Genomic DNA, 26336 nt, shown 5'->3' on the forward strand with positions numbered 1-26336 from the left:
CTCCAGGTTAGCGGAATGACGCGCTCACCAGCCGGAGGGCAGTTCGGCGCCGAGAGCGGCCAGAGGCCCGCGCGCCTTGATGCCCACCTCGGCGACCTCGGCCGCGGCATCCGACCTCCACGTGATGCCTCCGCCGGCGCCGACATACGCGCGGCCGGGCTCCACCACGATGGACCGGATCACCATCGCGAGGTCGAGGGCTCCGTCGTCGCCGATCCACCCGAAGCACCCGGCGAACACGCCGCGAGGACCGCGCTCGAGTCGGTGCAGGATCGACATGGCCGAGAGCTTCGGGGCGCCGGTCATGCTCCCGGCGGGGAACGCCGCGGCGAGCAGGTCGTCCAGGGTCGTGCCGGGCACGAGACGCCCCGAGACGGTGCTCACCAGCTGGTGCACCGCCGCATACGACTCGACCTGCAGCAGACCGTCGACGCCGACCGAGCCCGCCTCGCACACCTGCGACAGGTCGTTGCGCATGAGGTCGACGATCATGATGTTCTCGGCGCGTTCCTTCTCGCTCGCCGTGAGCTCGGCGACGAGGGCCGCGTCCGCCGCCGGGTCCGCGCCACGAGGGCGCGTCCCCTTGATCGGACGGGTGCGCACGATGCCGGAGGCACCGTCCGCGCCGACCTCGAGGAACCGCTCGGGGCTCGCGCTGAGCAGTGCGATCTCGCCGGAGCGGATGAAGCCGCCGTGGTGCGCCGGCGTCGCCTCGCGCAACCGCGCGTACGCCTCGATGGGGTCCACGGATGCCTCGACCGCGAACCGCGTCGTCAGGCACAGCTGATAGGCGTCGCCCTCGCGAATGGACTCGCGGCATCGCTCGATCAGTTCCGCGTACTCATCGGGTCGATGGCGCGCCGACGCGACGCGCCGCGGCGGCGCGGCCGCTTCCGGCGCGAGGGACGAGTCGAGGGTCGCGACTTCGGCAGCCAGTCGCGGTGCGGCTGCCGCCGACGCGAAAGCCCACACCCGGCGACGGGCGTGGTCGAACCCGAGCATCGTCTCGGTTCGCAGCCACAGCTCGTGGGGAACCGGTCCGGAATCCCGGGATGCCGGGGCACCGGCTCGCGCGGCGGCCTCATCGTAGCCGACCCAGCCCACCCAGCCGCCCGGGAAGCGCCCCGACCGGGCGACCTCATCCGGCCCGCCGCACACGGTCTTCCGCACCGCGGCGGGATCGTCCGGCGATCCCGATCCGATCCAGCTCCAGCCGTCCCGGGCACCGGGTCCCGCATCCAGCCAGAACACATGCTCCTCGGCCGCGAAACGGCCCGCGAAGGCGGCCGCCGGATCCACCCATCGCTCGACGGCGAGGGCGACGAGGGGCTCCGACATGTTCTCAGGCTAAAGGGCGGCGGGCCCTCTAGGCTCGTGGCGTGAACGAGTTCCTCACGTGGCTGCTCGATGCCGTCCAGAGCGTCGACCCCGTGATCAGGACTTTGCTGGCCGGTCTCGCCATGATGCTCGAGACCAGTGTCCTCGTCGGTCTCGTGATTCCCGGAGACACCGTCGTGATCGTCGCGGCGACGGCCGTCGCCTCGCCGCTGGAAGGCGTCCTGCTCGGGCTCGCAGTGGTGGTCGGCGCGCTCCTCGGCGAGAGCATCGGGTTCTGGCTGGGCCGATTCCTGGGCCCGCGGATCCAGCATTCCCGCCTGGGACGGCGGATCGGCGAGCAGAACTGGGAGCGCTCGGAGCGCTATCTGCGCCGCAGGGGCGGACCGGCGATCTTCCTCTCGCGGTTCCTGCCGGTCCTGCATTCGCTCGTGCCGCTGACCGTGGGGATGAGCGGCTATCCCTACCGCCGCTTCCTCGCCTGGACCGTCCCGGCGTGCGTCGTGTGGGCCACGCTGTACATCTCGGTCGCCTCGCTGGCCGCGGGCACGTATCGGGAACTCGCCGACCAGCTGCACTACGCCGGCTACATCTTCGTGGCGATCATCGTGGTCTTCCTCGTGCTGGTGTTCGTCAGCAAGAAGGTCATCGAGCGCGCCGAACGCAAGCACCTGGAGCACGACGGACGGGACGAGCCGCAGGGCGAAGCGCGACTGACGGACGTGGAAGACTGAGGGGATGCCCGAGAACACTGCCGCGCCCACCCGCGCGAAGGTGCTGTGGCTCGCACGCCTCGAGTACCGGTTCCATGCGTGGCGTGAGCGCCGGGCGCGTCGCCGCGGTCAGAAGCCGACCGTCACCCCGTTCCCGTGCTACGCCGGGCCGGACTGGGTGCGGGTCCTCGGGCGGGTCATGATCGTGCCACCCGTCAAGCAGACGGAGTCCGGTGAGTTCGCGAGCGTCCGCGGCTGGCGCAGCTTCGTCGCGGTTCCCATCGGCTACGCGCAGGTGACCGTGACCATCGGCGGGACCGAGCACGTCGTCGTGGCCGACCGGGGCGGGGTCATCGACACGCGCCTGCCCGCTCAGCTCGAGCCGGGCTGGCAGACGTTCACGCTGTCCGTCGAGGGCGGCGAGCCGGTCGAGACGCGCGCGTTCGTCGTCGGTCCCGACATCCGCTTCGGGGTCGTCTCGGACGTGGACGACACGGTCATGGTGACCGCCCTGCCGCGACCGCTGCTCGCCGCGTGGAACTCGTTCGTCGTCGATGAGCACGCGCGCCAGCCCGTACCCGGCATGGCGGTCCTGATGGAGCGCGTCGTGCGCGACCATCCGGGATCACCGCTGATCTACCTGTCGACCGGGGCGTGGAACATCGCCCCCACCCTGATGCGGTTCCTCAGGCGGCACGTCTTCCCGCCGGGTGCCCTGCTTCTCACGGACTGGGGACCGACACACGACCGCTGGTTCCGCAGCGGCAAGGACCACAAGCTGTCCAATCTTCGTCGCCTCGCACAGGAGTTCCCGAACGTCCGGTGGCTCCTGATCGGCGACGACGGACAGCATGACGACGAGATCTACACGACCTTCACGGACGAGAATCCGCACAACGTCGTCGCGGTCGCGATCCGCCGCCTCTCCCCCGCCGAGGCGGTCCTCGCCGGCGGTCGCACGGCGGTCAACGACCATGCGGCGGCGGAAGTGCCGTGGGTGAGCGACAACGACGGCGCCGGCCTCCTCGAGAGGCTCGAAGAGGCCGGCGTCGTGAGCGCCGATTCGCCCCGCTGACGTCGGGGGCCCGGCGTAGGCTGGCGGCATGTGCGGACGCTTCGTCGTGGCCAATGCCGGCTCGGAACTTGTCGGTGTGCTCCGGGTAGATGTCGAGGCCGATGATCTCCCCGAGCCGTCCTACAACATCGCGCCGACCTATCGCGCCGCGATCGTGATCGATTCGGCCAAGACGGAGCCCCCGACGCGGCGACTGGAGGCGGCACGCTGGGGCCTCGTGCCCGCGTGGGCGAAGGACACGAAGATCGGCGCGCGCGCGTTCAACGCCCGCGCCGAGGAGCTCGAAGACAAGCCGATGTTCCGCACCGCCCTCGAGAAGCGGCGCGCGGTCGTGCCCGCGTCGGGGTACTACGAATGGAAGACCGTCGACGGCGTCAAGACACCCCACTACATCCATCCCGCCGCGGGGCAGCCGCTGTTCCTGGCGGGGTTGTACGAATGGTGGCGCGACAAGACGAAGGCCGACGACGACCCGGAGCGCTGGCTGCTGAGCTTCACGATCCTCACGCGGGACTCGATCGGCAACCTCGGCTCCATCCACGATCGGATGCCCCTCTTCCTCGATCCCGACCACGCCGACGCATGGCTGGACCCCACGACCGACAACGTGAGGGACGTCCTCGACGCCGCGATCGACGCCGCTCCGGCGCTGGCCGACACGCTGGAGGACCACGAGGTGTCCAAAGCCGTCGGCAATGTCCGCAACAACTCCCCCGAGCTCATCGAGCCTGTCGAGGACTGAGTCGCCGCTCCAGCGTCGCGCGTATCCTCGAACGGTGACGATCGCTGCTCCTGCTGGCGTGCCGGCGCTGGGCGCCGCCGAGTGGCGAGCCCGCGAACGTGCGCATGAGCGCCGGGCCGACGCCCTCACCGCCGCTCACCGTGAGCGGGCCGGGCGAGGCGAGACGCATCCGGTCGAGGATTTCCTGTTCACGTACTACTCGTACAAGCCGTCGGTGCTGCGCCGCTGGCATCCTGGCGAGGACACGGAACTGACGGATGCCGCCGGCACACCCCGCGCCACGTGGAAGTGGTACCGGCCAGGACTGGCCACGGGCTCTGTCGTCGTGGACGGCGCCGCGTTCCGTGCCGAACGGGGCCACCTGATCGCGAACATCGCGACGATCCTGCGCGCGACGGCCGATCGTGCACCGGGCTTCGGATGCTTCGGTCTGCACGAGTGGGCAATGGTCTACCGGGGGCGGGAGCACCGGCATCCGGTTCCCCTTCGCCTCGGCGCGGCAGCCACGGACGCCGTCGTCGAGGCGCACGAGCTGCGGTGCACCCACTTCGACGCCTTCCGGTTCTTCACCCCGGAAGCCGTGCCCCGCAATCGCGAGGCGCTGGCGCGCGACCGCCAGTCCGAGACGGAGCAGTCCGGATGCCTGCACGCCGGGATGGATCTCTACAAGTGGGCGGTCAAGCTCGGTCCCCTCGTGCCCGGTGAGGTGCTGCTGGACGCGTTCGCGCTGGCGCGCGAGATCCGCGAGCTCGATATGCGTGCCTCGCCCTACGATCTGCGCAGCATCGGGTACGACCCGGTGCCCATCGAGACCCCGGAGGGCAAGGCTGAGTACGTGCGAGAGCAGCGCGGCTTCGCCGAGCGCGGACAGCGGCTTCGTCGCCGTCTGCTCGCCATCATCGCGGACTGACCCGGTCAGCCGGCCGGCGCGCACTCCGTGCAGGGGATGAGGCCGCGCCCCTCGGCCGCGAGCGTCAGACGCAGGGCGGCCACGTGCTCGGCCGCCTGCTGCAGGCGCTCGGCGGGGAGAGCACCCGACTCGACGGCCGCGACGATCCCGTCGACGGTACGGCTCGCGGTGTCGGGCGCCGAGAAGACGACGGTGAGCACCAGGTCGTTGCCCGTCGCCAATGCCGTGACGGCGTTGGCGACGGGATCGGCGTACTGCGGCATGCCCGACGCCTGCAGCATGCCGAGATCGTCGGTCACGATCACGCCGTCGAAGCCGAGTTCGTCCCGCGCGATGCGGTGCCACTCCGGTGACAGGCTCGCCGGCGCAGAGTCGACCGACGAGTACACCAGGTGACCGAACATCAGCAGCGGGGCTCCCGCGTCCACACCGGCGACGAAGGGCACGCCGTCCGACGCCCGCCATTCCTCCCGCGGCATCGCGGTCGACGGGATCGTCGAGTGGGAGTCCCCGGGAGCGGCGCCGTGACCGGGGAAGTGCTTCAGGGTCGAGAGCGCCGACGGCGCCTCGCCCTGGACGGCAGCCGTCACCCGCTCGGCCGCGGACTCGGGCGTGGTCCCCAGCGCCCGGCGGTAGATGAACGATGAGGAATCGTCGGTCTCATCTGCCACGATGCCGAAGTTGACGCCGATCCCGGCACGCCGCACGAGCGCGCCTCGCGCGGCGAACGCGTCCTCCGCGGCGGCGGGCGGCGCATCTTTGAGCGTTCGCGCCGCCGGGAAGTCGTCCCACGGCAGGCGGGAGACATCCCCGCCCTCCTGATCGATGGCGATCACGGGCGGGAATGCCGGATCGACGGTGAGCGCCGCGGTGAGGGCCCTCAGTGCCGACTCGTCGGCGGGGATGTTCGCCCCCATGAGGATGAATCCGCCGATGCCGCTCGTCTGCATGTACGCCCGCAACGCCGCGGGGTCCGTGGTCGGGATGTGGCCCATCACGACCGACGCGGCCCGTTGCCTGGTCGACATGACGGCGACGGCCGTCTGCGCGGCGCGGGCAGTGTCGTCCGCGGACGCCGGCTCGACTCTCACCGCCGGCGCCGGAGCGACGTCAGGCTCGTCCTGCGACGCGGCAACCGGTGGCGCGAACGCCGTCACGGCGATCGCCGCAGCGACCGCTGTGACGGTGACGCGCCGTGCGATTCTCACGAGCCCAGCCTAGATCTCGGCCGGGTGCCGCCCTGTGCTCAGTGCCGGGCGACGATGGCGGCGGCATCCGTCCCGGCGGGAAGCACGCCATACTGCGAACCGCGATCCTCTCCCAGGCGCGCGCGGATGAAGGTGTCGGCGTCGCGCGAGGGTGCATGGCGGAGCATGAGGGATGCCTGGAACGCGAGGGCGAGGTCTTCACTCAGCCGTCGCGCCTGGGACTGCGCTTCGGCGGCGTCTGCACGTGCGAGCCGCGACAACAGGGCGAGAGACCGGGCGGCATGCGCGTCGAGCACAGACGAGAGACCCCGGGTCGACGCGAGCTCGTCGGCGAAGGCGTCACCGGAGTCCGTATCGCGCGTGAGCGCGCGCAACACGTCGAGCGCGATCACGTTGCCCGAGCCCTCCCAGATCGCCATCACGGGTTGTTCGCGGTACCGGCGGGCAAGCGGGAAGGACTCGGTGTAGCCGTTGCCGCCCAGGCATTCGAGCGCCTCATAGGCGTGATGCGGGCCCCGTTTGCACACCCAGTACTTCGATACCGGAGTCGCCAGCCGGCGCAGCGCGACGTCGCGATCGGATGCTTCGGCCTCGAACAGCTGCGCCAGCCGCAAGCCGGTGAGCATCGCTGCTTCGTATTCGAGCGCGAGATCCGCAAGCACGGCCGTCATGGCGGGAAGGTCCACCAGCAGCGCGCCGAACGCCTCCCGGCCCCGGGCATGCCACAGTGCCTCGGCGATCGACTGCCGCATGCCTGCCGCGGTTCCCAGCACGCAGTCCAGGCGCGTCCGCTGCACCATCTCGATGATGGTTCGCACCCCCCGGCCGGGCTCGCCCACGACGAGGCCGACCGTCCCGTCGAACTCGACCTCGGCCGACGCGTTCGCTCGGTTGCCCAGCTTGTCCTTGAGGCGCTGGATGCGGAACACGTTGCGCATGCCGTGCGGCAGCGTGCGGGGCACGAACAGGCACGAGAGCCCTTCGTCGGTCGATCCGCGCCGTGTCTGCGCGAGCACGAGGAATCCGTCCGACATCGGCGCGGAGCAGAACCACTTGTGTCCGGTCAGCTGGTAGGCGTGACCGCCCATCGACGTGCCGAGCGTGGTGCCGGCCCGCACATCCGACCCGCCCTGCTTCTCGGTCATCGCCATGCCGATCAGGGCGCTGCGCTTGTCTTCGTTGGGAAGCAGCCGCGGCTCGTACTCCCTCGAGTACATCTTCGGCAGCCACTCGTCGGCGATCCAGGGAGAGTCCTTGATCGAGGCGACCGCAGCGTGTGTCATCGAGACGGGGCAGGCATGCCCCGGCTCGACCTGGGCGAACAGCATGAACATCGCGGCGCGCGCGGTGTGCGCGCCCGGTCGCGGCTCCGCCCACGCGGAGGTGTGGGCACCGCGTGCGACCGCTTCGGAGATCACACGGTGGTAGGACGGGTCGTATTCGACCTCGTCCAGGCGGTACCCCCAACGATCATGCGAGTGGGCGACCGGGGTGTGGACGTTCGCGAGCTGTGCGTCACGCTGGAACCCCGCAGAGCCGACGACCGCTCCCGCCTCGCCGAGCGCCGCCGTCGCCCAGCCGGCGCCGAAGGCGTCGACAGCAGCGACCAGCGGCGCGTTGAGCGCGAACTCGTCGACATCGACGCGCCACGGCGGTTGATTCTCGACGTGGTGGGTCGCCGCGCCGATGACGCGCTGGCCGCGCGAGAACGCCGTCATGCGGGCTCCCCTTCGCGACCCTCGCACGTCAGCGAGTCGAGGGAGAGGAATTGACGGGGGTGCGGGCATCGCGGCTGAGAGCTCACGGTCTCACCGTAGCGCCGGCGCCGCCGCGGGATCACTGCGACGTGCCCCGTGTCGGACCGGCCGGGCCTTCATCCAGCCGGGGCGAGCTCGACGCGCAGCAGCAGGTCGTCCTCAGATCGGGGGCTTCCGCGCCCGTCGGTGTTGCTGGTCAGGATCCACAGCGATCCGTCCGGCGCGATGACCACGTCCCGCAGCCGGCCCTGCTGACCCGCCAGCGCTGCCACAGGGTCTGACGCGGCCGCTCCCCCTCCGGTATCCACCGCCCAGAGCCGCTCGCCCCGCAGTCCGGCGATGAACACGGTGCCGTCGCGCGCCGCGATGCCGCTCGGGCTCGCCTCACTGGTGGTCCACACGGCGACGGGGTCGATGAACTCCGCCTGTCCGCCCTCGCCTTCGACCAGCGGCCAGCCGTAGTTGCCGCCCGCCTCGATGCGGTTCAGCTCATCCCACGTGTTCTGGCCGAACTCGCTCGCCCATAGCGTCCCATCGCTCGTCCATGCGAGGCCTTGAACATTGCGATGACCGATCGAGTAGGCCGCGTTGTCCCACGGATTGCCCGGAGCCGGATCACCGTCCCCGGTGACGCGGAGGATCTTGCCGCCGAGCGCGCCGGGATCCTGCGCTGCGTCCCGAAGCTGGGCGTCCCCGGTCGTGACGTACAGGTACCCGTCGGGGCCGAACGCGATCCTGCCGCCGTTGTGGGTGCTGGCTCGCGGGATGCCGGTGAGGATCTCCTCCGGGTCTCCGAGCGTCAGCGATCCGGGCTCGCCGACGAGCGGCATCCGGACCACGCGATTGTCGTCCTGCGCCCCGAAGTACGCGTACAGCAGCACCTCTCCGTCGCGCTCCGTCAAGGCGAGGCCGTGCAGACCGGACTCGCCGCCCGAGACGACTCCGGCGACGGCGCCCACGTCTCGGAGTGTGCCGTCCGCCTGGAGTTCGAGGATCATCCCGTCGTCGCGCTGCGAGATCAGCGCGCCACCGGACGGGAGCGGCACGACCGACCACGGCGCGGTGAGCCCGGTGGCCAGCGTCGAGACCTCGTCGGTCGCCCGCCACCACTGGGTCGCGGGCGTGGCGGTCGGCGTCGCTGAGACGGTCGCGGCCCCGGAAGGCGGCACGGGCGACGGCGTTGCCGCGGAGCACCCGGATGCGGCAGCCAGCACGACGCCGATGACGACCGTCAGCGCAGCGCGGTCGCGACGGTTCGTCACACGGTGACGGGTCACTGCGCGGCGGCAGCCGCTTCGAGAGCTGCGATGTCGATCCGGCGCATGCCCAGCATCGCCTGGACCGCGCGGTGGGAGATGCCGGGATCGGGATGCCGGATCAGCTCGACGAGGCGGTCGGGGATGATCTGCCATGACAGTCCCCATCTGTCCTTGAGCCAGCCGCACGGCTGCTCCTCGCCTCCGTCAGCGGTGAGGGCGTCCCAGTAGCGGTCGACCTCGGCCTGATCGGCGCACGACACGTAGAGTGAGATGGCCTCGGTGAAGGGGAACTGCGGTCCGGCATCCATCGCGTGATAGTCCCGCCCGGCGAGCCGGAAGTGGACGTGCGTGACCTTGCCGCCGAGGCCGGGGACTTCGTCCGGGTATCGGCCGATCGACACGATCTCGGAATCCGGGATGAGACCGGTGTAGAACGTAACCGCCTCCTCGGCAGCATCGTCGAACCACAGGAACGGGATGACGGAGGTCATGGATTCACCCTGTCTCACGGCATCCGTCCACGCAATGGCCGGGCCCGTCGGCTCGAGCAAAAAGAAACGCCCCGCGGGAGCGGGGCGTCTGCTTCGGTGGACCTGAGGGGACTCGAACCCCTGACCCCCTGCATGCCATGCAGGTGCGCTACCAGCTGCGCCACAGGCCCGGATGCCGCCCCGACCGGTGCGGGACAACTCGTCTAGCTTACAACATCTGCGAGCGTGCTCCGAACCAGGGTCAGTCCTCTGTGGCCGCCGATGCGGGCAGATTGATCGGCACGATCGGGCAGTCCTTCCACAGCCGTTCGAGGCCGTAATACACCCGCTCCTGCTCGTGGAAGACGTGCACGACCAGGTCGCCGAAGTCGATGAGCACCCAGCGCGATTCCTGACGCCCCTCGCGCCGGAGCCGCTTGTGGCCGGCCTCGAGCAGCTTGTCTTCGATCTCGTCCGCGATCGCGGCGACGTTGCGTTCGCTGCGACCCGTCACCAGCAGGAAGATGTCCACGAGCGGCAGCGGCGCCGACACGTCGAGGGCGACGAGATCCTCGCCGCCCTTCGCGTCCGCGGCTGCCGCCGCGATCTGAAGCATGTCGTGTGACTGTGTGCTCGCCGTCATCAGAAGACTCCTGTCACGAAGGCGAGGATGAGCACGCCCACGAGAGCGAGCGCCAGGACGCCCGCCGTGATCGCGAGCGACATCATCAGGCGGTTGCCCTTCTCGGGCACCGGCGGCTTGATGACTTCGCCCGGGGTTTTGACCGTGCTCACCGCGGAACTGGCGGCGATCGGGGTGGGTGATGAGTGCGAGGGCAGCTCGCCGTCGACGAGCGTGGCGTCGATCTCCTTGCCGTCAGCCGTGCCCTTGGCATGGCCCGTCGAGCCGAGGCCCTCGGGAAGGTTGAAGGTTCCGGTCACGAGGACCTCGCCGGTCGCGGTCACCGGTGCGACGAGCGGAGACACCTCGGGCGCCTGCGACACGATGAGCGCGTTCGGGATCGAGATCGACCCTGTCGTGCGCGAGAGCAGCTGATCGAACGACGGCGGCAGATCCGCGACGGGCTCGGCAGCGGACGGCGTACCGAGGAGCCCGGCGCCGAAGAGCGGATTGACCACGGCGCGGGCGCGCTCGTCCTCTTCGTCCTGCGCGGCGCGGGCGGCGTCCTCAGCGGGAGCGAAGGGCAGGTCTCCGAATGGCGAGGCCTCGGGGGCGCTCGCCCCATCGGCAACGGCGTCGGTCTCCGGCTCTGACGGTGCGTGGGCATCGCCGGCTTCCTGTTGCGCCCACGGGAACGCGGCGGCCACCGGCGCACGCTGCGGCTCAGGCTGAGACCCAGAGAAGCCGAAGAGGGAATGAAGTCCGCTGTCGCTGCTCACCGGCTCTGAGCCGTCGCGCTCGGCATCGGCTTCTTCAGAGGCCGTAGCGTGATCCTGCTCGGAGACGTCGGGCTCGGCGAAGAGGGCGGAACGCGCATCCTCGACGGGACGATCCGCTGCAGCGGGGAACGCGAACGACGGCACGGATGCGGCCGGGCCGCCGGCGTGGGCGGCCACGACCTCGGGAGTGATGACGGGCACGGATGCCGTTCGGATGCGCTCCTGCTGTCGCGCCTGCCGACGCGTGAGCGGCGAGACGCCGAGATCGACAGCCGAGTCGGCCACCGGCGCCGGCGGCACGACCGCCGGGGTCGCCGGGCGCGCGAGCGGGATGGCCGCGACGGGAGCGGCATCGACCGGCGCGGGCGCGGGCGCTTCGGGGGCCGGCGGTTCCGGCGCCGGCGCGGGGGTCTCCGCGGCGGGCGTGGGCTCCGGCGTCGACCCAGGTGGGATCACCGGATTCGAACCGGTGTTGCGGATCTCGCGCATCTGCTTGCGCGTCAGGGGTGGCGTTGCCGGCTGCTCGGGTGTACTCATTCCTTGCTCCGGTAGAGGTGATGCTTCGCAATGTATTGGACGACCCCGTCGGGAACGAGGTACCACACCGGGTGCCCCCGACTCACGCGATCGCGGCAGTCCGTCGACGAGATGGCGAGGGCGGGAATCTCGAGCTGGCTGACGTCGTCGCTGGGCAATCCATCGGTGTTCAGCACGTGCCCCGGTCGGGACACCGCGACGAAGTGGGCGAGGTCCCACAACTCATCATGGTCCCTCCAACTGAGAATTTGCGCTATGGCGTCGGCCCCGGTGATGAAGAACAGCTCCGCATCCGGGCGCAGCGCCTTCAGATCCCGCAGCGTGTCGATGGTGTAGGTGGGTCCCGTACGGTCGATATCCACGCGACTGACGGTGAACCGGGGATTGGATGCCGTGGCGATCACCGTCATCAGGTACCGGTGCTCGCTCGGCGACACCTGTTCCTTCTGCCAGGGCTTGCCGGTGGGCACGAAGACGACCTCGTCGAGGTCGAACCACTGCGCCACTTCGCTCGCAGCGACGAGGTGACCGTGATGGATGGGATCGAACGTCCCACCCATGACCCCGATCCTCGGGGCACCCGTCACCGACATGCAGTCGGCCTAGTGGCCGTGCCCCGATCGCTGCACGTCGTTCGCGTGGGCGCGGGCGTAGGCCTCGGCCTTGTGCGCGTGGCGATTGGCCACGTTCCGGTACGACAGTGTGACCAGGGCCAGTCCTGCGAACACGAGGATCGCCACGATCCCGTAGCCGACCGTCTCGAGTGCGACGTTGCCGTGGTGCTCGGTTTCCTCGGCGGCCAGGGCGATGATCGTGGCGAGTGTCATTCGTGCTCCGTTCGGATTCGCCTCAGCAGGCGCGGGACTGATCCAGTTTATGCCTCACACGACCACAATGCCGACGAAGCGCGGATCGTCGTCAACCCAGCCTATCGGCGGTCGTGCGGACGGGACCGGTGGCAGCGGGCGCCGTGGGCTCGGGATTCGGCTGGAACCACGTGCCGATCTCATGACCCGAGAGGGCCGCGCCCACCAGATCGGCGCTCGTGACGAGCACTCCGATTCCGGATGCGGCGGCCAGCCGCGCCGCCGAGACCTTGGTCGCCGCTCCCCCGGTGCCGACGCTGTTGACCACGACGGAGCCGAACTCGAAGTCGTGCAGATCGGCGCCGTACGCCACGCGCGGAATCGGCTCCGCTCCGGGCTCACCGGGAGGCCGCGTGTACAGGCACTCGATGTCGCTCAGGAGCACCAGCGCGTCGGCGCCGATCAGCTGCGCGACCATCGCCGCCAGACGATCGTTGTCGCCGAAGCGGATCTCGTGCGTGGCGACCGTGTCGTTCTCGTTGACGATCGGCAGGATGCGAAGTCCGAGCAGTCGCTCCATCGCGCGCCGCGCGTTGGAGCGGTGGGTGGGGTTCTCGAGGTCGCCGGCGGTCAGCAGCACCTGTCCTGCCACGATGCGGAACGGCCGCAGAGCCTCCTGATAGCGGTAGATCAGAACGTTCTGGCCGACGGCGGCAGCGGCCTGCTGGGTCGCGAGGTCGCTCGGGCGCTCATCGAGCAGGAGATACGGCATCCCGGTCGCGATGGCGCCCGACGACACCAGCACGACCTCGGTGCCGCGGCCGTGCGCTGCCGCCAACGCGTCCACGAGCGGGCCGATCTTGTGGGCGTTGTCGCCGCTGATCGAGGACGACCCCACCTTCACGACGACACGACGTGCGGCGGGGATCCCGTCCCGTTCCAGCGGCCTCACTCGTCGCCCTCCGCGCTCCGCTCCGCCGATGCCAGCCGCTCCGCCTCGAGCTCGGCACGCGCCTGAGCCTTGGCGTCCATCATGTCGTGATAGCGCTCGCGCCGCTCCGACGTCGTCCGCCGGCCGTTCTGCAGCAGGCGAGGGTCGGTGCCACGAGGCGCAGTGGCCAGTTCTGCGGTGGACCGCACCGAAGGCTCCCAGTCGAACACGATGCCGTCGCCCTCGCCGATGACCACGGTGGCTCCGGGCGTCGCACCGGAGCGGAACAGCTCGTCCTCGACGCCGAGCTTCTCCAGGCGATCCGCGAGGTAGCCGACGGCCTCCTCGTTCTGGAAGTCGGTCTGCTGCACCCAGCGGAGCGGCTTCTCGCCGAGGATCCGGTAGATGTTGCCATAGGTGCCGCCCTCCACGCGCACCCAGAACTCCTTCTGCGAGCCCTTGGGGCGGATGACGACGCGCTCGGGGGCGGGAGTCTTGGCCTGCTCGATGCGGTGGGCCGCGACGATGTCGCCGAGTGCGAACGTCAGCTGGCGCAGTCCCTCGTGACTCACCGTCGAGATCTCGAACACGCGGAAGCCGCGCGCCTCGAGCTCGGGACGTACCAGATCGGCGAGATCCTTCGCCTCCGGGACGTCGACCTTGTTCAGCGCCACGAGCTGCGGTCGCTCGAGCAGCGGGATCTGCCCCTCGGGCACGGGGTACGCGGCGAGCTCGGCGAGAATGACCTCGAGGTCCGAGAGCGGGTCACGACCAGGGTCGAGGGTTGCGCAGTCCAGGACGTGCACGAGCGCGGTGCAGCGCTCGACGTGGCGAAGGAACTCCAGGCCGAGGCCCCTACCCTCGCTCGCGCCTTCGATGAGGCCGGGCACATCGGCGACGGTGTAGCGCACGTCGCCTGCCTGCACGACACCGAGGTTCGGGTGCAGCGTCGTGAAGGGGTAATCGGCGATCTTGGGCCGTGCGGCCGACACCGCGGCGATGAGGCTGGACTTGCCCGCGGACGGGAAGCCGACCAGCGCGACATCGGCCACGGTCTTCAGCTCGAGGAGGACGTCCCCCTCCCAGCCCGGCGTGCCCAGGAGCGCGAAGCCGGGCGCCTTGCGCTTGGGGTTGGACAGCGCGGCGTTGCCGAGGCCACCGAGGCCGCCCGGGGCGACCACGAACCGCATGCCGGGCTCGATCATGTCGACGAGGGTCTCGCCGGAGGCGTCCTTCACGACGGTCCCGACCGGGACGGGCAGCTCGAGAGACTCTCCGTGTGCGCCGGAGCGGTGATCGCCCATGCCGAACCCGCCGTTGCCGCCGGAGCGGTGGGGCGAGTGGTGGTAGGACAGCAGCGTGGTCACCTGGGGGTCGGCGACGAGCACGATGTCGCCGCCGTGGCCGCCGTTGCCGCCGTCCGGACCGGCGAGCGGCTTGAACTTCTCGCGCTTCACCGACACGCAGCCGTTGCCGCCCTTGCCGGCACTCAGGTGCAGCGTCACCCGATCGACGAACGTGACCATGCGGTCCCCCTCAGCTCTGGGTCAAGCCCAGGGTAATAACGGAAGGGGCGAGCCGAAGCCCGCCCCTTCCTCGAGAATGTGTGAGTCCGTGGATTACTCCGCGGCCGCCACGATGTTGACGACCTTGCGGCCGCCCTTCTGGCCGAACTCGACTGCGCCCGCTGCGAGAGCGAAGAGCGTGTCATCGCCGCCGCGACCGACATTGGCGCCGGGGTGGAAGTGGGTGCCGCGCTGACGGACGATGATCTCGCCTGCGAGGACCTGCTGACCGCCGAAGCGCTTCACGCCCAGGCGCTGAGCGTTGGAGTCGCGACCGTTGCGGGTGGAGCTTGCGCCCTTTTTGTGTGCCATCTCTACGTCTCCCCTGGGCTTACTTGATGCCGGTGACCTTGACGCGCGTGAGGTCCTGACGGTGACCCTGGCGCTTCTTGTAACCGGTCTTGTTCTTGAACTTCTGGATCACGATCTTCGGTCCACGCTCTTCACCGAGCACCTCGGCGGTCACGGTGACCTTCGCGAGCTTGTCGGCGTCGGTCGTGACGGCGTCGCCATCGACGAGGAGCACCGCGGGAAGCTCGATCTTGTCGCCGATCTTCGCGGCCTGACGGTCGAGAACGACGATCGTGCCGACCTCGACCTTCTCCTGCCGGCCGCCGGCGCGCACAACTGCGTAAACCACTTCACACCTATTTCTTCTGGGAGCACGCGCACGCGCTCAGGACGTCAGGAAAGACTTGGTGCGGAAATGTCGACGCACCAAGGGTCTACTTTACCAGATGCCGGATCACTCCGCGAAAGCGCGCCGGGCAGTGCGAGCCTGGAGCGTCAGCCGCACCCGGGACCGGCCGGATCCTCATCGCACGTGCGGTCGACGAGGGCCGTACGCACCTCGACGACCTCGACAGGATACGCGGTGGATGCCGCGGTCACGACGCCGTCGACGGCACGCCAGCCCGTGCCGAAGTCGACCGACGCCGCGTACTCCACCGTCACGCCGGACAAGTATGTCCCGCGCTCCCGGTAGGCGTGACTGGTGTCGGTCGGAGTGAACTGCCCGACGCCCGCGCGCTCCCACGTCACTCCCCCGCTCGGGCTGCGCGCCGACGTCCCGTCGCCGTAGGAGAAGACGAACGCCGTGGGGGTGAAGCGCACCGTCACGGGATAGCCGAGCAGCACTCCGGGGATCACCTGCTCGGATGCCGCGGCGACGAAGTTGGCGGGCATCCCGACCACCCCGAACCCAGCAGGCTCACCGGTCAGCTCTGGCGTGGCGGGCCGGAACGACACCAGGTCCGCGAGGGTGACATCGGGGAAGCCCGCCTCCACGGGTTCGGCGGGCGCTTCAGGGCGCTCGCACCACCCGTCCGGGGTGTCGCACGGCCTCGGATTCGTCGGCTCGAGCGGCATGGTCGGCACCGGAACGTGCTCGCCCGAAGCTTCGGCGTTGCTGCTACCGGAGTCACCGCCGTAGATCTCCTCCGCGCTGACCTCGACCGACTCGCCGCTACTGGTGGCCCTTCCACACAAGCCCGCGACCGATTGCGCTTCCGAACATGCCGCCTGACCCACAACGAGAGGGCCCTGCGCAGGCCCCGCAAGCAGCACGAGTGCCAGAGCAAATGGCTTCAACATGCGCCACCATCAACGGCGGCCATTTCTTGGATCGCGAGTCCATCATCGACGTACGCGAAACGCACACTCAGGAGCAGTCGTGGGTCGCGATCGGCGACGGTCACATCCTCCCCGGCATCGTTGATGATGCGAGCGTTGGAAACGTCGTAGCAAGTCTCGAGGAGAGTAGCGCCCGTCTTCACATCCGCAGAAATCGGCTCGATCGCAACGATTTCGGTGTCACCCTCGATCTGAATGCCAAGTTCTTCAAACTCGCGAAGCGACTTGAGGTCCGCCTCGAGGGCCTCGCCGATCAGGAACGACTGGGGATCGGGCTCTGAAGCAAGGTCGTCACGGCGAGCGTTCACCGCGTCGATGTAGGCGCGGTACGTCTCCTCGGCGGCGGCGAACGCCTCGGCCTCGCTCGCGAAGACGGCGGGCGGCGTCGGGGTCGGCTCGGGCGGCGAGCCGAGGCATCCGGTCAGGAGGACCATCGACGCCGCCAGGGCCGTCGACACCGCGAGAGCTCGCACGTTCACCCGTCCACGCTATCCGGGGTCGCCGGCACACCCGCGGAGTTTTCCACAGGCGGCCCATCGCCCTTGGCGGCACCTCTGGTGCATAGGATCTGCACGTGGCGATCCTCATCGACGACCCGCGCTGGCCGGCTCACGGCCGGCTCTGGGCGCATCTGGTGAGCGACTCCGACCTGGCCGAGCTGCACGCCTTCGCGGCTGCGAACGGAATTCCGGGGCGGGGATTCGACCTGGACCACTACGACGTCCCCGAGGACGCCCACGCCCGGCTGGTCGCCGCGGGGGCGCAGCACGTCAGCGGCCATGAGCTGGTCCGCCGTCTGATCGCATCGGGACTGCGCGTCACAGCGAAGGAGCGTCGCGGACGCTGAGTCCACGACGCTCCTTCACGAGCGGGTTCAGTCCTCGGCGGGTGCGTGCGAGACGGGAGTCCCGGTCAGTGCGGCCGTCGTGACGCGACGGCGGGCTCGTCCCTGCCCGGGAGCCTTGGGCTCGGGCAGCGCGTTGAGCACCGAATCGAGGAGCAGGTCCTTCTCGGTCTTCGGAGCCTTGGTCCCGGCATCCGAGCGCTTCTTCCGCACCTTCTTGGGACGCTCCACCACGGGCTCCTCGACCTCGGGAGCCGCGGGCGCTGCCGCCTCCTCGCCGTGATGGATGGTGGATGCCGCGATCTGGGCGAGCGCCGACTTCACGCCCTCCGTGATCACATGGGTGCCGTTCGAGCCGCCTGCGGGCGGGGTCGAGCCGCCACGGCTGCGCCGTCCGGACGACGAGCTTCCGCCGCCACCCGTCGGGCGGTGCTTGACCACGGGGTCGTGGTGCACGATCACGCCACGGCCGGCGCAGACCTCGCACGGCTCGCTGAAGGTCTCGAGCAGGCCGAGCCCCAGCTTCTTGCGGGTCATCTGCACGAGCCCGAGCGACGTGACCTCGGCCACCTGATGCTTGGTGCGGTCGCGGCTGAGGCACTCCACGAGCCGTCGCAGCACGAGGTCGCGGTTGGATTCGAGCACCATGTCGATGAAGTCCACGACGATGATGCCGCCGATGTCGCGGAGCCGCAGCTGACGGACGATCTCTTCGGCGGCCTCGAGGTTGTTCTTCGTGACCGTCTCTTCGAGGTTGCCGCCTGACCCGACGAACTTGCCGGTGTTGACGTCGACGACCGTCATCGCCTCGGTGCGGTCGATCACGAGCGAGCCGCCGGACGGCAGCCAGACCTTGCGGTCCAGCGCCTTCTCGATCTGCTCGGTGACCCGGAACTCGTCGAACGGATCCTGGTCGCCCTCGTAGCGCTCGACGCGATCGAGCAGGTCGGGTGCGACCGACTCGAGGTACTTCGTGATCGTGTGGTGCGCGTCGTCGCCCTGGATGAGCATCTTCGAGAAGTCCTCGTTGAAGACGTCCCGAACGATCTTGACCAGCAGGTCGGGCTCGGAGTGCAGCAGCGCGGGTGCCTGAATCGACTCGATCTGCTTGCTGATGTGCTCCCACTGATTCGTGAGCCGCTGCACATCGCGGGTGAGCTGATCCTCGGTGGCGCCCTCGGCTGCGGTGCGGACGATGACGCCGGAAGACTCCGGCAGCACCTCCTTGAGGATCTTCTTCAGACGCGCGCGCTCGGTGTCGGGCAGCTTGCGCGAGATGCCGTTCATCGCTCCGCCCGGCACGTACACGAGGTAGCGGCCCGGCAGCGAGATCTGGCTGGTCAGCCGGGCGCCCTTGTGCCCGACGGGATCCTTCGTGACCTGCACGAGCACCTTGTCGCCGGTCTTGAGCGCGAGCTCGATGCGGCGCGGCTGGTTGCCGGTCTCGACGGCATCCCAGTCGACCTCGCCGGAGTACAGGACGGCGTTGCGGCCGCGACCGATGTCGACGAAGGCGGCCTCCATGCTCGGGAGCACGTTCTGCACGCGCCCGAGGTAGACGTTGCCGATGAGGGACGCGTCTTGGTTGCGGGCGACGTAGTGCTCGACGAGCACGTTGTCCTCCTGCACCGCGATCTGGATGCGTCCGTTGCGCGAACGGACGATCATGACGCGATCGACGGCCTCGCGGCGTGCGAGGAACTCCGCCTCGGTGACGACGGCTCGCCGGCGTCCGGCCTCGCGGCCGTCACGACGACGCTGCTTCTTGGCCTCGAGACGCGTGGAGCCCTTGATGCGCTGCGGCTCGGTGATGAGCTCGACGGCGCGCTTGCGCGGGTGGGCTTCTTCGGCGGTTCCGGATGCCTCGTCCTTGGCGTCTCCGCCGCGGCGACGGTTGCGACGGCGTGAGCCACCGGACGGCGCGGGCTCGGCCTCGGGCTCGGCGGCCCGGCCCGGCAGCGCGGGAAGGGGCGCGATCTCGGGGGCGTAGAAGACGAGCTGCGTCGACACCGCGGACACGAACTCCTCGGGGAGCAGTCCCAGGCTCACCGCGGTCGGCGGCTTCGACGGGTCGGTCTCCTCCTGCGCCGGCGCGGCCGCAGCATCCTGCTCCGTCTGTGCAGTCTCCGCGGCCTCGGCCGTGTGATCCTGCTCCGGCTCAGCGGAAGGCTCCTGCTCCGTCTCAGCGGACAGCGCCTCCGAAGGCTCCTGATCCGCTTCGACGGCAGCCTCGGGTGCCTCGGACATCTCGGCGGGAGACTCTGACTCTTGAGCCGGTGCCTCCTGCTCGTCCGACGGCCCCGTCTGCGGCGATTCCAGCTGCTCCGGTGTCAGCGGAGCATCCGAGTCGATCTGAGGGTTGAGGTCTGAATCATTTCCATCTGCCATCACTGGCGCACTCCCTGCGGGGCGGCACCGCGCGCCGCCCGGCGAAATCTCGTGCGGCGCCGCACCTGCGGTGCCGCGAACTCACTCGGTCTGCAGCGGAATCCTGCTCTCGGCGGATGTTCTCGCTGCCACGGGCGTCCATCGCCCTGAAGTCTTCGGTGATGCCCATCGCGGCGCGGCCGCGTGTCATCGAGCCCCATTATCGCACTTCCCCCGCCGGATTGCCCATTCGCGGCACGCCGGGTCTGTCCGAGCCCCGACGTGTCGCGCCCCGCGGCCTGCCGGCGCGGCATCCGTCCAGCCCTCGATGCCATAATCCGAAGCATGCCCGAGCGTCAGACCCACACCCGTCCCATCGCGCTGGCCGTGTGGCTCGTGATCGCCGGGGTCATCGGCTGGTGGGCGGCGTTCACCCTCACCATGGAGCGCCTGCACAAGCTCGAGGATCCCAATGCGATCGCCTCGTGCGACTTCAACTCGCTGGTGCAGTGCTCTGCGAATCTCGAGTCCTGGCAGGGCAGCGTCTTCGGCTTTCCGAACCCGCTCCTCGGGGTCGCCGGCTGGGTCGCTCCCATCGTGGTCGCCGTGGCTCTTCTCGCCCGTGCGCGGTTCGCCCGCTGGTTCTGGCTGCTGTTCGAGCTCGGGATGCTGTTCGCGTTCGGCTTCGTCTGCTGGCTGATCTTCCAGAGCCTGTTCGTGCTCGGCACGCTGTGCCCCTGGTGCGTGGTGACCTGGGTGGTGACGATCCCGACGTTCTACACGGTGACGCTGCACGTGGTGCGTGCGGGACTGCTGCCTGCTCCGACCGCGGTGCGGCACGCCGCGGACCGTCTGATGGGCTGGGTGCCTCTCATCACGGTGGTGAGCTACGCGATCATCGCGATCCTCGCGCAGCTGCAGCTGGACGTGCTCGGCCGGGCGTTCTGAGCCCGGGGCGGACTCAGCCGAACCAGATCCCGAGCTCGCGCGCCGCCGACTCGGGGCTGTCGGAGCCGTGTACGAGGTTCTGCTGCACCTTCAGGCCCCAGTCGCGACCCAGGTCGCCACGGATCGTCCCCGGTGCGGCGGTGGTCGGGTCGGTCGTACCGGCGAGGGAGCGGAACCCCTCGATGACGCGGTTGCCCGCGAGCCGGATCGCGACCGACGGCCCCGACATCATGAACTCGACGAGCGGCTCGTAGAACGGCTTGCCCTCGTGCTCGGCGTAGTGACGCTCCAGCGTCTCGCGGTCAGGCTCGACGAGGCGGATGTCGACGAGCGCGTAGCCCTTCGCCTCGATGCGGGCCAGGATCGCGCCGGTCAGTCCGCGCGCGACGCCGTCGGGCTTGATGAGGACGAGAGTCTCTTCCGTGGTCATGGGTGTCTCCGTTCGCCGTCGCCGGCTGCGTCGAGGGTGTTCAGGACGAGGGGGAATCGGCCGCGCGCTGCGCGTTGCGCCGGTCGAGCGCGGCCCCCTTGATCGTGGCATATCCGTACATGCCGCCGAAAATGAGAGCGACGAGCGCGAGCGCCGGAACGAGGAACGCACCGAGCGCCACGGCGACCTGCAGGACCCAGCCGAGCACGATCCCCCAGGAATGACGCAGGACGCGCGTCGTGAGGATCATGACGATCGCGAGCACGGCGCCGCCGACGATCCCCCACCACGGGGCGATCGGCTCGGGAAGCGCCTTCAACCCGTAGATCACGAGGCCGGCGAGGAACGCGATCATCGATTCGAATCCGAGGACGATCGTTCCCAGAGATTCGGCCGCACCACGAGTGCGGCGGGTGCGCGGAGCCTCGGCGGTCACCGCTCCCACCCGCTCTTCCAGTCCTCGGCCGCCGAGAGCGCGAGCGCCTCGCCCGCGAGGACGACGGAACCGGCGATCACGACGGCGCGACGGTCGGATGCCGCCGCCCATTCGCGCGCGGACTCCGCCGCGTCGGCCAGATCGGCGTGCACGGTCACGGGGACGCCGCGTGCCTCCGCGAGGTCGGCGATCGTGTCGGCGTCGTTCGCGCGCTCGGAATGCGGTGCGGTGGCGAAGACGTGCGCGGCTGCGGGAGCCAGCGCGTCGACGATCCCGTCGGCGTCCTTGTCGGACAGCACGCCGAGCACGACACCCCATTCGTCGAAGTCGAAGGCTTCTCCCAGCGCGGCGACGAGGGCTCGCGCTCCGTGCGGGTTGTGCGCGGCGTCGACGACGACCGTGGGACTCGCTCCCACCAGCTGCAGGCGACCCGGAGAGGTCACGCCTCCGAGGCCCTCCGCGAGCACGTCGCCGGCGATCGGCTGCGCCGCCCCGCCGAGGAGCGATTCGACGGCTGCGATCGCGAGAGCGGCGTTGAAGCCCTGGTGCGCGCCGTAGAGCGGCAGGTACTCGTCCTCGTATACGCCGGCGAGTCCTCGAACGCTGATGAGCTGCCCGCCGACCGCCAGACGCTGCTGGGCCAATGCGAAGCCCTCGCCCTCGAACGCGATGGTCGCTCCGCGGTCCGCAGCGGCTCGCCGCAGTTCGGCCTCGGCCGCCGCATCCTGTCGGGCCGAGACGACTGCGGCGCCGTCCTTGATGATGCCGGCCTTGACGGCGGCGATCTCGGAGATCGTCTCGCCGAGGCGATCGGCGTGATCGAGGTCGATCGGCGTGAAGACCGCCACGTCGCCGTCGGCGGTGTTCGTCGAGTCCCACGAGCCGCCCATGCCGACTTCCAGCACGAGCACATCGATCGGCGCATCGGCGAACGCGACGAACGCGAGCACCGTGAGCAGCTCGAAGAAGGTCAGCGCCGCGTCGTCCGCCGCGGCCAGCTCGGCATCGACGAGGTCGACGAACGGTGAGATCTCGTCCCACGCGTCGGCGACGGCGGCGTCCGATATCGGCTCGCCGTCGACCATGATCCGCTCGGTGAAGCGCTCGAGATGCGGGCTCGTGAAGAGCCCCGTGCGCAGGCCGTGCGCGCGGATAAGGCTCTCGATCACGCGGCTGGTCGAGGTCTTGCCGTTCGTTCCCGTGACGTGGACGACGCGATAGGTCTTCTGCGGGTCGTCGAGCAGCTCGAGCACGCGCCGGGTGCGCTCGACGCGCGGCTGCACCCACCGCTCCCCCTGGCGCTCCAGCAGCGCCGCGTAGACGGCGTCGGCGCGGACGCGCTCCCGATCGGTCATGCGTTCGCCTCGACTCTTGTGACGGCCACCTCGAACGCGCCGGCGTTGGCGAAGGCGCCGGCATCGAACGACGCCACGTGCTCCGGGACCGGCTGGGCGGGGCGACTGCCGCGTGGGCCGTAGAGCGAATGCTCGACGGCCAGCGTCTCACTCGCCACCCCGGCCGTCTCGAACGCGGACTCCACCGCGATGCGGTCCTCGACGTCGTCGAACGCCAGCTCGAGGCGGATGCGGTCGCTCACGTCGAACCCGGCCGCCTTGCGGGTGTCCTGCACGGCTCGGATCACGTCGCGCGCGAGTCCCTCGGCTTCGAGATCCGGAGTCGTCGCGGTGTCCAGCAGCACGAACCCTCCCTCGCCGAGGAGTGCAATCGCGGTTCCCTCGTCGACACCGCCTGCCTCGAGGGTGAGCTCATACTCGCCCTCGTGCAGCTCGATGCCGTCGACGACGACGCCGCCGTCGGTCTGCTCCCAGATGCCCGCCTTCGCACCGGCGATGACGTGCTGCACCTGCTTGCCCAGGCGCGGGCCCGCGGCTCGCGCGTTCACCGACAAGCGGCTGGTGATGCCGTAGCGCTGAGCGACGTCGTCACCCAGTTCGACGAGCTCCACGGCCTTGACGTTGAGCTCGTCGCGCAGGATCCCTTCGAACTGCGCAAGGGACGCGGCATCCGTCATCGCCACCGTCAGCTTCGAGAGCGGGAGGCGCACGCGCTTGCCCTCCTTCTTGCGCAGGGCGTTCGCGACGCTGGAGGCCTGCCGGACGGCGTCCATCGCGGCGCGGATGTCGTCGGCTGTCGGGAACGCCGCCGCGTCGGGCCAGTCCTGAAGGTGGACGCTGCGTCCGCCGGTGAGACCCTGCCAGACCTTCTCGGACACCAGTGGGATCAGCGGCGCCGCCACGCGGGTCAGCGTCTCGAGGACGGTGTAGAGCGTGTCGAAGGCCTCGCGGCTCTTCGGATCGTCGGTCACGCCGACCCAGAAGCGATCGCGCGAGCGGCGGATGTACCAGTTCGTCAGGGCCTCGGCGAAGTCGCGGAGCTTCGCGGCCGCCATCGTCGAGTCGAGGCCATCGAGGTCTGTCGCGACATCACGCACGAGGTCGCCCGTGAGCGCCAGGATGTACCGGTCGAGGACGTCGGTCGAGTCGGTCCGCCACGACGCCTCGTAGCCCTCCGGTCCGGAGGCGTTCGCGTAGGTGGCGAAGAAGTACCACGCGTTCCACAACGGCAGCATGAGCTCGCGCACGCCCGCGCGGATGCCCTCGGCGGTGACGATCAGGTTCCCGCCGCGGAGCACGTTGCTCGCCATGAGGAACCATCTCGTCGCATCCGAGCCGTCGGAGTCGAACGTCTCGGAGACGTCGGGATAGTTGCCGCGCGACTTGGAGGCCTTGAATCCATCGTTGCCCAGGATGATGCCGTGACACGACACGCCCGTGAAGGCCGGGCGGTCGAACAGGGCCGTCGAGAGCACGTGCATGACGTAGAACCAGCCGCGCGTCTGCCCGATGTACTCGACGATGAAGTCCGCCGGCGCGTGCTCGTCGAACCATTCCTGGTTCTCGAACGGGTAATGCACCTGGGCGTAGGGCATCGAGCCCGAGTCGAACCACACGTCGAAGACGTCCTCGATGCGGCGCATCGTGCTGCGCCCCGTCGGGTCATCGGGGTTCGGCCGGGTCAGGTCGTCGATGAACGGGCGGTGCAGGTCCACCTCGCCCTCCGCGTTGCGCGGGAGCGCTCCGAAGTCTCGCTCGAGGTCCTCGAGAGAGCCGTACACGTCGATCCGCGGATACTCCGGGTCGTCGCTCTTCCACACCGGGATCGGCGATCCCCAGTAGCGGTTGCGGCTGATGGACCAGTCGCGCGCGCCCTCGAGCCATTTGCCGAACTGGCCGTGCTTGACGTTCTCGGGCACCCACGTGATCTGCTCGTTGTTGGCGAGCAGTCGATCCTTGATCTCGGTCACGCGGACGAACCAGCTCGAGACGGCGCGGTAGATGAGCGGGTTGCGGCACCGCCAGCAGTGCGGGTACGAGTGTTCGTAGCTCGCCTCGCGCAGCAGCCGGCCCTCCTGGCGGAGCAGGCGGATGAGAGGGCGGTTGGCGTCCATCCACAGCTCGCCGGCGACATCGGTCACCTGCGGCAGGAACCGTCCGCCGTCGTCGAGGCTCATGATGAGCGGGATGCCGGCAGCCTCGGTGACGCGCTGGTCGTCCTCGCCGAAGGCCGGGGCCTGGTGCACGATCCCGGTGCCGTCCGCGGTGGTGACGTAGTCATCGACGAGGATGCGCCACGCGTTCTCGGTGCTCCACGTGACGGCATCCGCGTAATAGTCGAACAGCCGGTCGTACGCGACGTCCTGCAGCTCGGAACCCTGAACGGTCTGCACGACCGCCTCGCGCGCCGCTTCGGCCGAGTCGTAGCCGAGGTCCTTGGCGTAGTTCCCCAGCAGCTCCTCGGCGAGGAGGTATCGGTGGGCATACGCCTCTTCGGGCTCGTCGGCGTGACCGTCGGCCGTGTGGTGCACGTCTGCGGCACCGTTCGGCCCGCCCGGCACGACCGCATAGCGGATGTCGGGCCCGACCGCGAGGGCGAAGTTCGTCGGCAGCGTCCACGGCGTCGTCGTCCACGCGAGCGCGCGCACGCCGGTGAGGCCCAGCGCCTCGGCCTTCAGCCCCACGAGCGGGAAGGTCACCGTGACCGACGGATCCTGACGCATCTTGTAGACGTCGTCGTCCATCCGCAGCTCGTGAGCCGACAGCGGCGTCTCGTCCCGCCAGCAGTACGGCAGCACCCGGTGGCCCTCATAGGCCAGGCCCTTGTCATACAGCGTCTTGAACGCCCACAGGACGGACTCCATGTACGAGACATTGAGCGTCTTGTAGCCGCGCTCGAAGTCGACCCAGCGAGCCTGGCGGGTGACGTAGTCCTCCCACTCACGCGTGTAGGCCAGAACGGACTCGCGCGCCTTGGCGTTGAACTCGGCGACGCCCATCGCCTCGATCTCGCTCTTCTCCGTGATGCCGAGCTGCTTCATCGCCTCGAGCTCGGCGGGAAGGCCGTGGGTGTCCCAGCCGAAGACGCGGTCGACCTTCTTGCCGCGCATCGTCTGGAAGCGCGGGAAGAGGTCCTTCGCGTAGCCGGTGAGGAGGTGGCCGTAGTGCGGCAGACCGTTGGCGAACGGGGGGCCGTCGTAGAACACCCATTCCTCGGCACCTTCGCGCTGCTCGATCGAGGCGCGGAAGGTCTGATCTGCCTCCCAGAAGGCCAGCGCCTCGCGCTCGACGTCGGGAAAGCGCGGGCTCGGCACAACGGGGGCAGGATCCGCTGCCGGTCCGAACGGTGAGGGCTTCGGGTAGGTCATCATCTCTCGCAGGTGCTCGCTCGATTCGCGTCCTGCCGGGACGACCTGCCGGAAGACGTCTCCCGGCGGACCGCGGTACCACCCTGCGTTGACGGGATGCCGACCGGCATCCGCCCTCTTTCACTGCGGCTGTGACGGGCCTGCCCCGCTCGGTTCTAGTGAGGGCTCGCCGTGACGGGCCCGGTTCTTCCGAGAGCTCCCCGGTGATGGCCGGATCAGCGCTGGTGGGTCGAGTCTACCGTGGCGG

Annotated in this window: 26 protein-coding genes and 1 tRNA gene; 6 read left to right on the forward strand and 21 right to left on the reverse strand. The window is 69.6% G+C overall.

The features are described 5' to 3' along the window. Positions 1-24: 24 nt before the first annotated feature. On the reverse strand, positions 25-1338 hold the full coding sequence (pabB, locus tag HF576_RS17005; protein ID WP_168914026.1) for an aminodeoxychorismate synthase component I: 1314 nt from the start codon (positions 1336-1338) through the stop codon (positions 25-27). 41 nt (positions 1339-1379) lie between these two features. Here pabB and HF576_RS17010 point away from each other — a divergent pair, with 41 nt between their 5' ends. From HF576_RS17010 to HF576_RS17025, 4 genes are read left to right on the forward strand one after another with little or no spacing between them, the layout of a single operon-like run. Continuing rightward, positions 1380-2069, forward strand: coding sequence for a VTT domain-containing protein (locus tag HF576_RS17010; protein ID WP_168914027.1), 690 nt, complete (start codon positions 1380-1382; stop codon positions 2067-2069). Positions 2070-2073: 4 nt separating this feature from the next. Continuing rightward, the gene (locus HF576_RS17015; protein ID WP_168914028.1) at positions 2074-3123 is read left to right on the forward strand and encodes an App1 family protein phosphatidate phosphatase; all 1050 of its coding nucleotides are present in this window, start codon (positions 2074-2076) and stop codon (positions 3121-3123) included. Positions 3124-3151: 28 nt separating this feature from the next. After that, positions 3152-3865: an SOS response-associated peptidase gene (locus HF576_RS17020; protein ID WP_168914029.1), complete on the forward strand. Its 714-nt coding sequence runs from the start codon at positions 3152-3154 to the stop codon at positions 3863-3865. 40 nt (positions 3866-3905) lie between these two features. Further along, positions 3906-4775, forward strand: a complete 870-nt coding sequence (locus HF576_RS17025) for a 3-methyladenine DNA glycosylase (protein ID WP_425523022.1) — start codon at positions 3906-3908, stop codon at positions 4773-4775. A 5-nt stretch (positions 4776-4780) separates the two neighbouring features. On the opposite strand, the gene HF576_RS17030 is transcribed toward HF576_RS17025, so the two are convergent. The 15 genes from HF576_RS17030 to HF576_RS17095 form a co-directional block, all read right to left on the reverse strand. Next, the gene (locus HF576_RS17030) at positions 4781-5983 is read right to left on the reverse strand and encodes a glycoside hydrolase family 3 N-terminal domain-containing protein (protein WP_168914030.1); all 1203 of its coding nucleotides are present in this window, start codon (positions 5981-5983) and stop codon (positions 4781-4783) included. A gap of 38 nt (positions 5984-6021) precedes the next feature. Next, a complete protein-coding gene (locus HF576_RS17035; protein WP_168914031.1) occupies positions 6022-7701 on the reverse strand; it encodes an acyl-CoA dehydrogenase family protein in 1680 nt (559 codons plus the stop codon). A 155-nt stretch (positions 7702-7856) separates the two neighbouring features. Then, positions 7857-9002 carry a PQQ-dependent sugar dehydrogenase gene (locus tag HF576_RS17040; protein WP_343234329.1) on the reverse strand — a complete coding sequence of 382 codons (1146 nt, stop codon included), beginning with the start codon at positions 9000-9002 and terminating at the stop codon, positions 7857-7859. 11 nt (positions 9003-9013) lie between these two features. Beyond that, positions 9014-9490, reverse strand: a complete 477-nt coding sequence (locus HF576_RS20455; RefSeq protein ID WP_240949007.1) for a VOC family protein — start codon at positions 9488-9490, stop codon at positions 9014-9016. Between the two features lie 97 nt (positions 9491-9587). Next, a tRNA-Ala gene (locus tag HF576_RS17045) sits at positions 9588-9660 on the reverse strand. 71 nt (positions 9661-9731) lie between these two features. Beyond that, entirely contained in the window at positions 9732-10112 is a 381-nt protein-coding gene (gene rsfS / locus HF576_RS17050) for a ribosome silencing factor (RefSeq protein ID WP_168914033.1), read from the reverse strand. Then, on the reverse strand, positions 10112-11407 hold the full coding sequence (locus tag HF576_RS17055) for a hypothetical protein (RefSeq protein ID WP_205835388.1): 1296 nt from the start codon (positions 11405-11407) through the stop codon (positions 10112-10114). The genes rsfS and HF576_RS17055 overlap by 1 nt, the downstream gene beginning before the upstream one ends. Continuing rightward, positions 11404-12000 carry a nicotinate-nucleotide adenylyltransferase gene (nadD, locus tag HF576_RS17060; protein WP_168914034.1) on the reverse strand — a complete coding sequence of 199 codons (597 nt, stop codon included), beginning with the start codon at positions 11998-12000 and terminating at the stop codon, positions 11404-11406. Before nadD ends, HF576_RS17055 begins: the two co-directional genes overlap by 4 nt. A gap of 9 nt (positions 12001-12009) precedes the next feature. Continuing rightward, complete coding sequence (locus tag HF576_RS17065; RefSeq protein ID WP_168914035.1) at positions 12010-12234, reverse strand: hypothetical protein; 225 nt, start codon at positions 12232-12234, stop codon at positions 12010-12012. A 91-nt stretch (positions 12235-12325) separates the two neighbouring features. Further along, on the reverse strand, positions 12326-13165 hold the full coding sequence (proB, locus tag HF576_RS17070; protein ID WP_168914036.1) for a glutamate 5-kinase: 840 nt from the start codon (positions 13163-13165) through the stop codon (positions 12326-12328). Then, entirely contained in the window at positions 13162-14670 is a 1509-nt protein-coding gene (gene obgE, locus HF576_RS17075; RefSeq protein ID WP_168914037.1) for a GTPase ObgE, read from the reverse strand. Before obgE ends, proB begins: the two co-directional genes overlap by 4 nt. Before the next feature lie 93 nt (positions 14671-14763). After that, positions 14764-15021 carry a 50S ribosomal protein L27 gene (gene rpmA, locus HF576_RS17080; protein ID WP_168914038.1) on the reverse strand — a complete coding sequence of 86 codons (258 nt, stop codon included), beginning with the start codon at positions 15019-15021 and terminating at the stop codon, positions 14764-14766. 19 nt (positions 15022-15040) lie between these two features. After that, positions 15041-15349 carry a 50S ribosomal protein L21 gene (gene rplU / locus HF576_RS17085; RefSeq protein WP_168914039.1) on the reverse strand — a complete coding sequence of 103 codons (309 nt, stop codon included), beginning with the start codon at positions 15347-15349 and terminating at the stop codon, positions 15041-15043. Between the two features lie 146 nt (positions 15350-15495). Then, a complete protein-coding gene (locus HF576_RS17090) occupies positions 15496-16086 on the reverse strand; it encodes a hypothetical protein (protein WP_168914040.1) in 591 nt (196 codons plus the stop codon). A gap of 209 nt (positions 16087-16295) precedes the next feature. Then, positions 16296-16799 (reverse strand): hypothetical protein, encoded by a 504-nt coding sequence (locus HF576_RS17095; RefSeq protein WP_168914041.1) that lies wholly within the window; start codon positions 16797-16799, stop codon positions 16296-16298. Positions 16800-16915: 116 nt separating this feature from the next. Here HF576_RS17095 and HF576_RS17100 point away from each other — a divergent pair, with 116 nt between their 5' ends. Beyond that, a complete protein-coding gene (locus tag HF576_RS17100) occupies positions 16916-17188 on the forward strand; it encodes a DUF4031 domain-containing protein (RefSeq protein ID WP_168914042.1) in 273 nt (90 codons plus the stop codon). A 27-nt stretch (positions 17189-17215) separates the two neighbouring features. Here the strand turns inward: HF576_RS17100 and HF576_RS17105 are convergent, their stop codons facing one another. Beyond that, complete coding sequence (locus HF576_RS17105; RefSeq protein WP_168914043.1) at positions 17216-19573, reverse strand: Rne/Rng family ribonuclease; 2358 nt, start codon at positions 19571-19573, stop codon at positions 17216-17218. 324 nt (positions 19574-19897) lie between these two features. Between HF576_RS17105 and HF576_RS17110 the strand changes: the two genes are divergently transcribed. Beyond that, a complete protein-coding gene (locus HF576_RS17110) occupies positions 19898-20500 on the forward strand; it encodes a vitamin K epoxide reductase family protein (protein WP_168914044.1) in 603 nt (200 codons plus the stop codon). A 13-nt stretch (positions 20501-20513) separates the two neighbouring features. On the opposite strand, the gene ndk is transcribed toward HF576_RS17110, so the two are convergent. From ndk to ileS, 4 genes are read right to left on the reverse strand one after another with little or no spacing between them, the layout of a single operon-like run. Continuing rightward, positions 20514-20930 carry a nucleoside-diphosphate kinase gene (gene ndk, locus HF576_RS17115; protein WP_168914045.1) on the reverse strand — a complete coding sequence of 139 codons (417 nt, stop codon included), beginning with the start codon at positions 20928-20930 and terminating at the stop codon, positions 20514-20516. 40 nt (positions 20931-20970) lie between these two features. After that, a complete protein-coding gene (locus tag HF576_RS20460) occupies positions 20971-21366 on the reverse strand; it encodes a DUF4233 domain-containing protein (RefSeq protein WP_343234331.1) in 396 nt (131 codons plus the stop codon). Next, entirely contained in the window at positions 21363-22721 is a 1359-nt protein-coding gene (locus HF576_RS17125; protein ID WP_168914047.1) for a bifunctional folylpolyglutamate synthase/dihydrofolate synthase, read from the reverse strand. The genes HF576_RS20460 and HF576_RS17125 overlap by 4 nt, the downstream gene beginning before the upstream one ends. Beyond that, positions 22718-26089, reverse strand: a complete 3372-nt coding sequence (gene ileS / locus HF576_RS17130; RefSeq protein ID WP_168914048.1) for an isoleucine--tRNA ligase — start codon at positions 26087-26089, stop codon at positions 22718-22720. Before ileS ends, HF576_RS17125 begins: the two co-directional genes overlap by 4 nt. Positions 26090-26336: the final 247 nt, after the last annotated feature.

Origin of the sequence: Microbacterium salsuginis (assembly GCF_012524205.1) — a bacterium.
GTDB classification, from domain to species: Bacteria; Actinomycetota; Actinomycetes; order Actinomycetales; family Microbacteriaceae; genus Microbacterium; species Microbacterium salsuginis.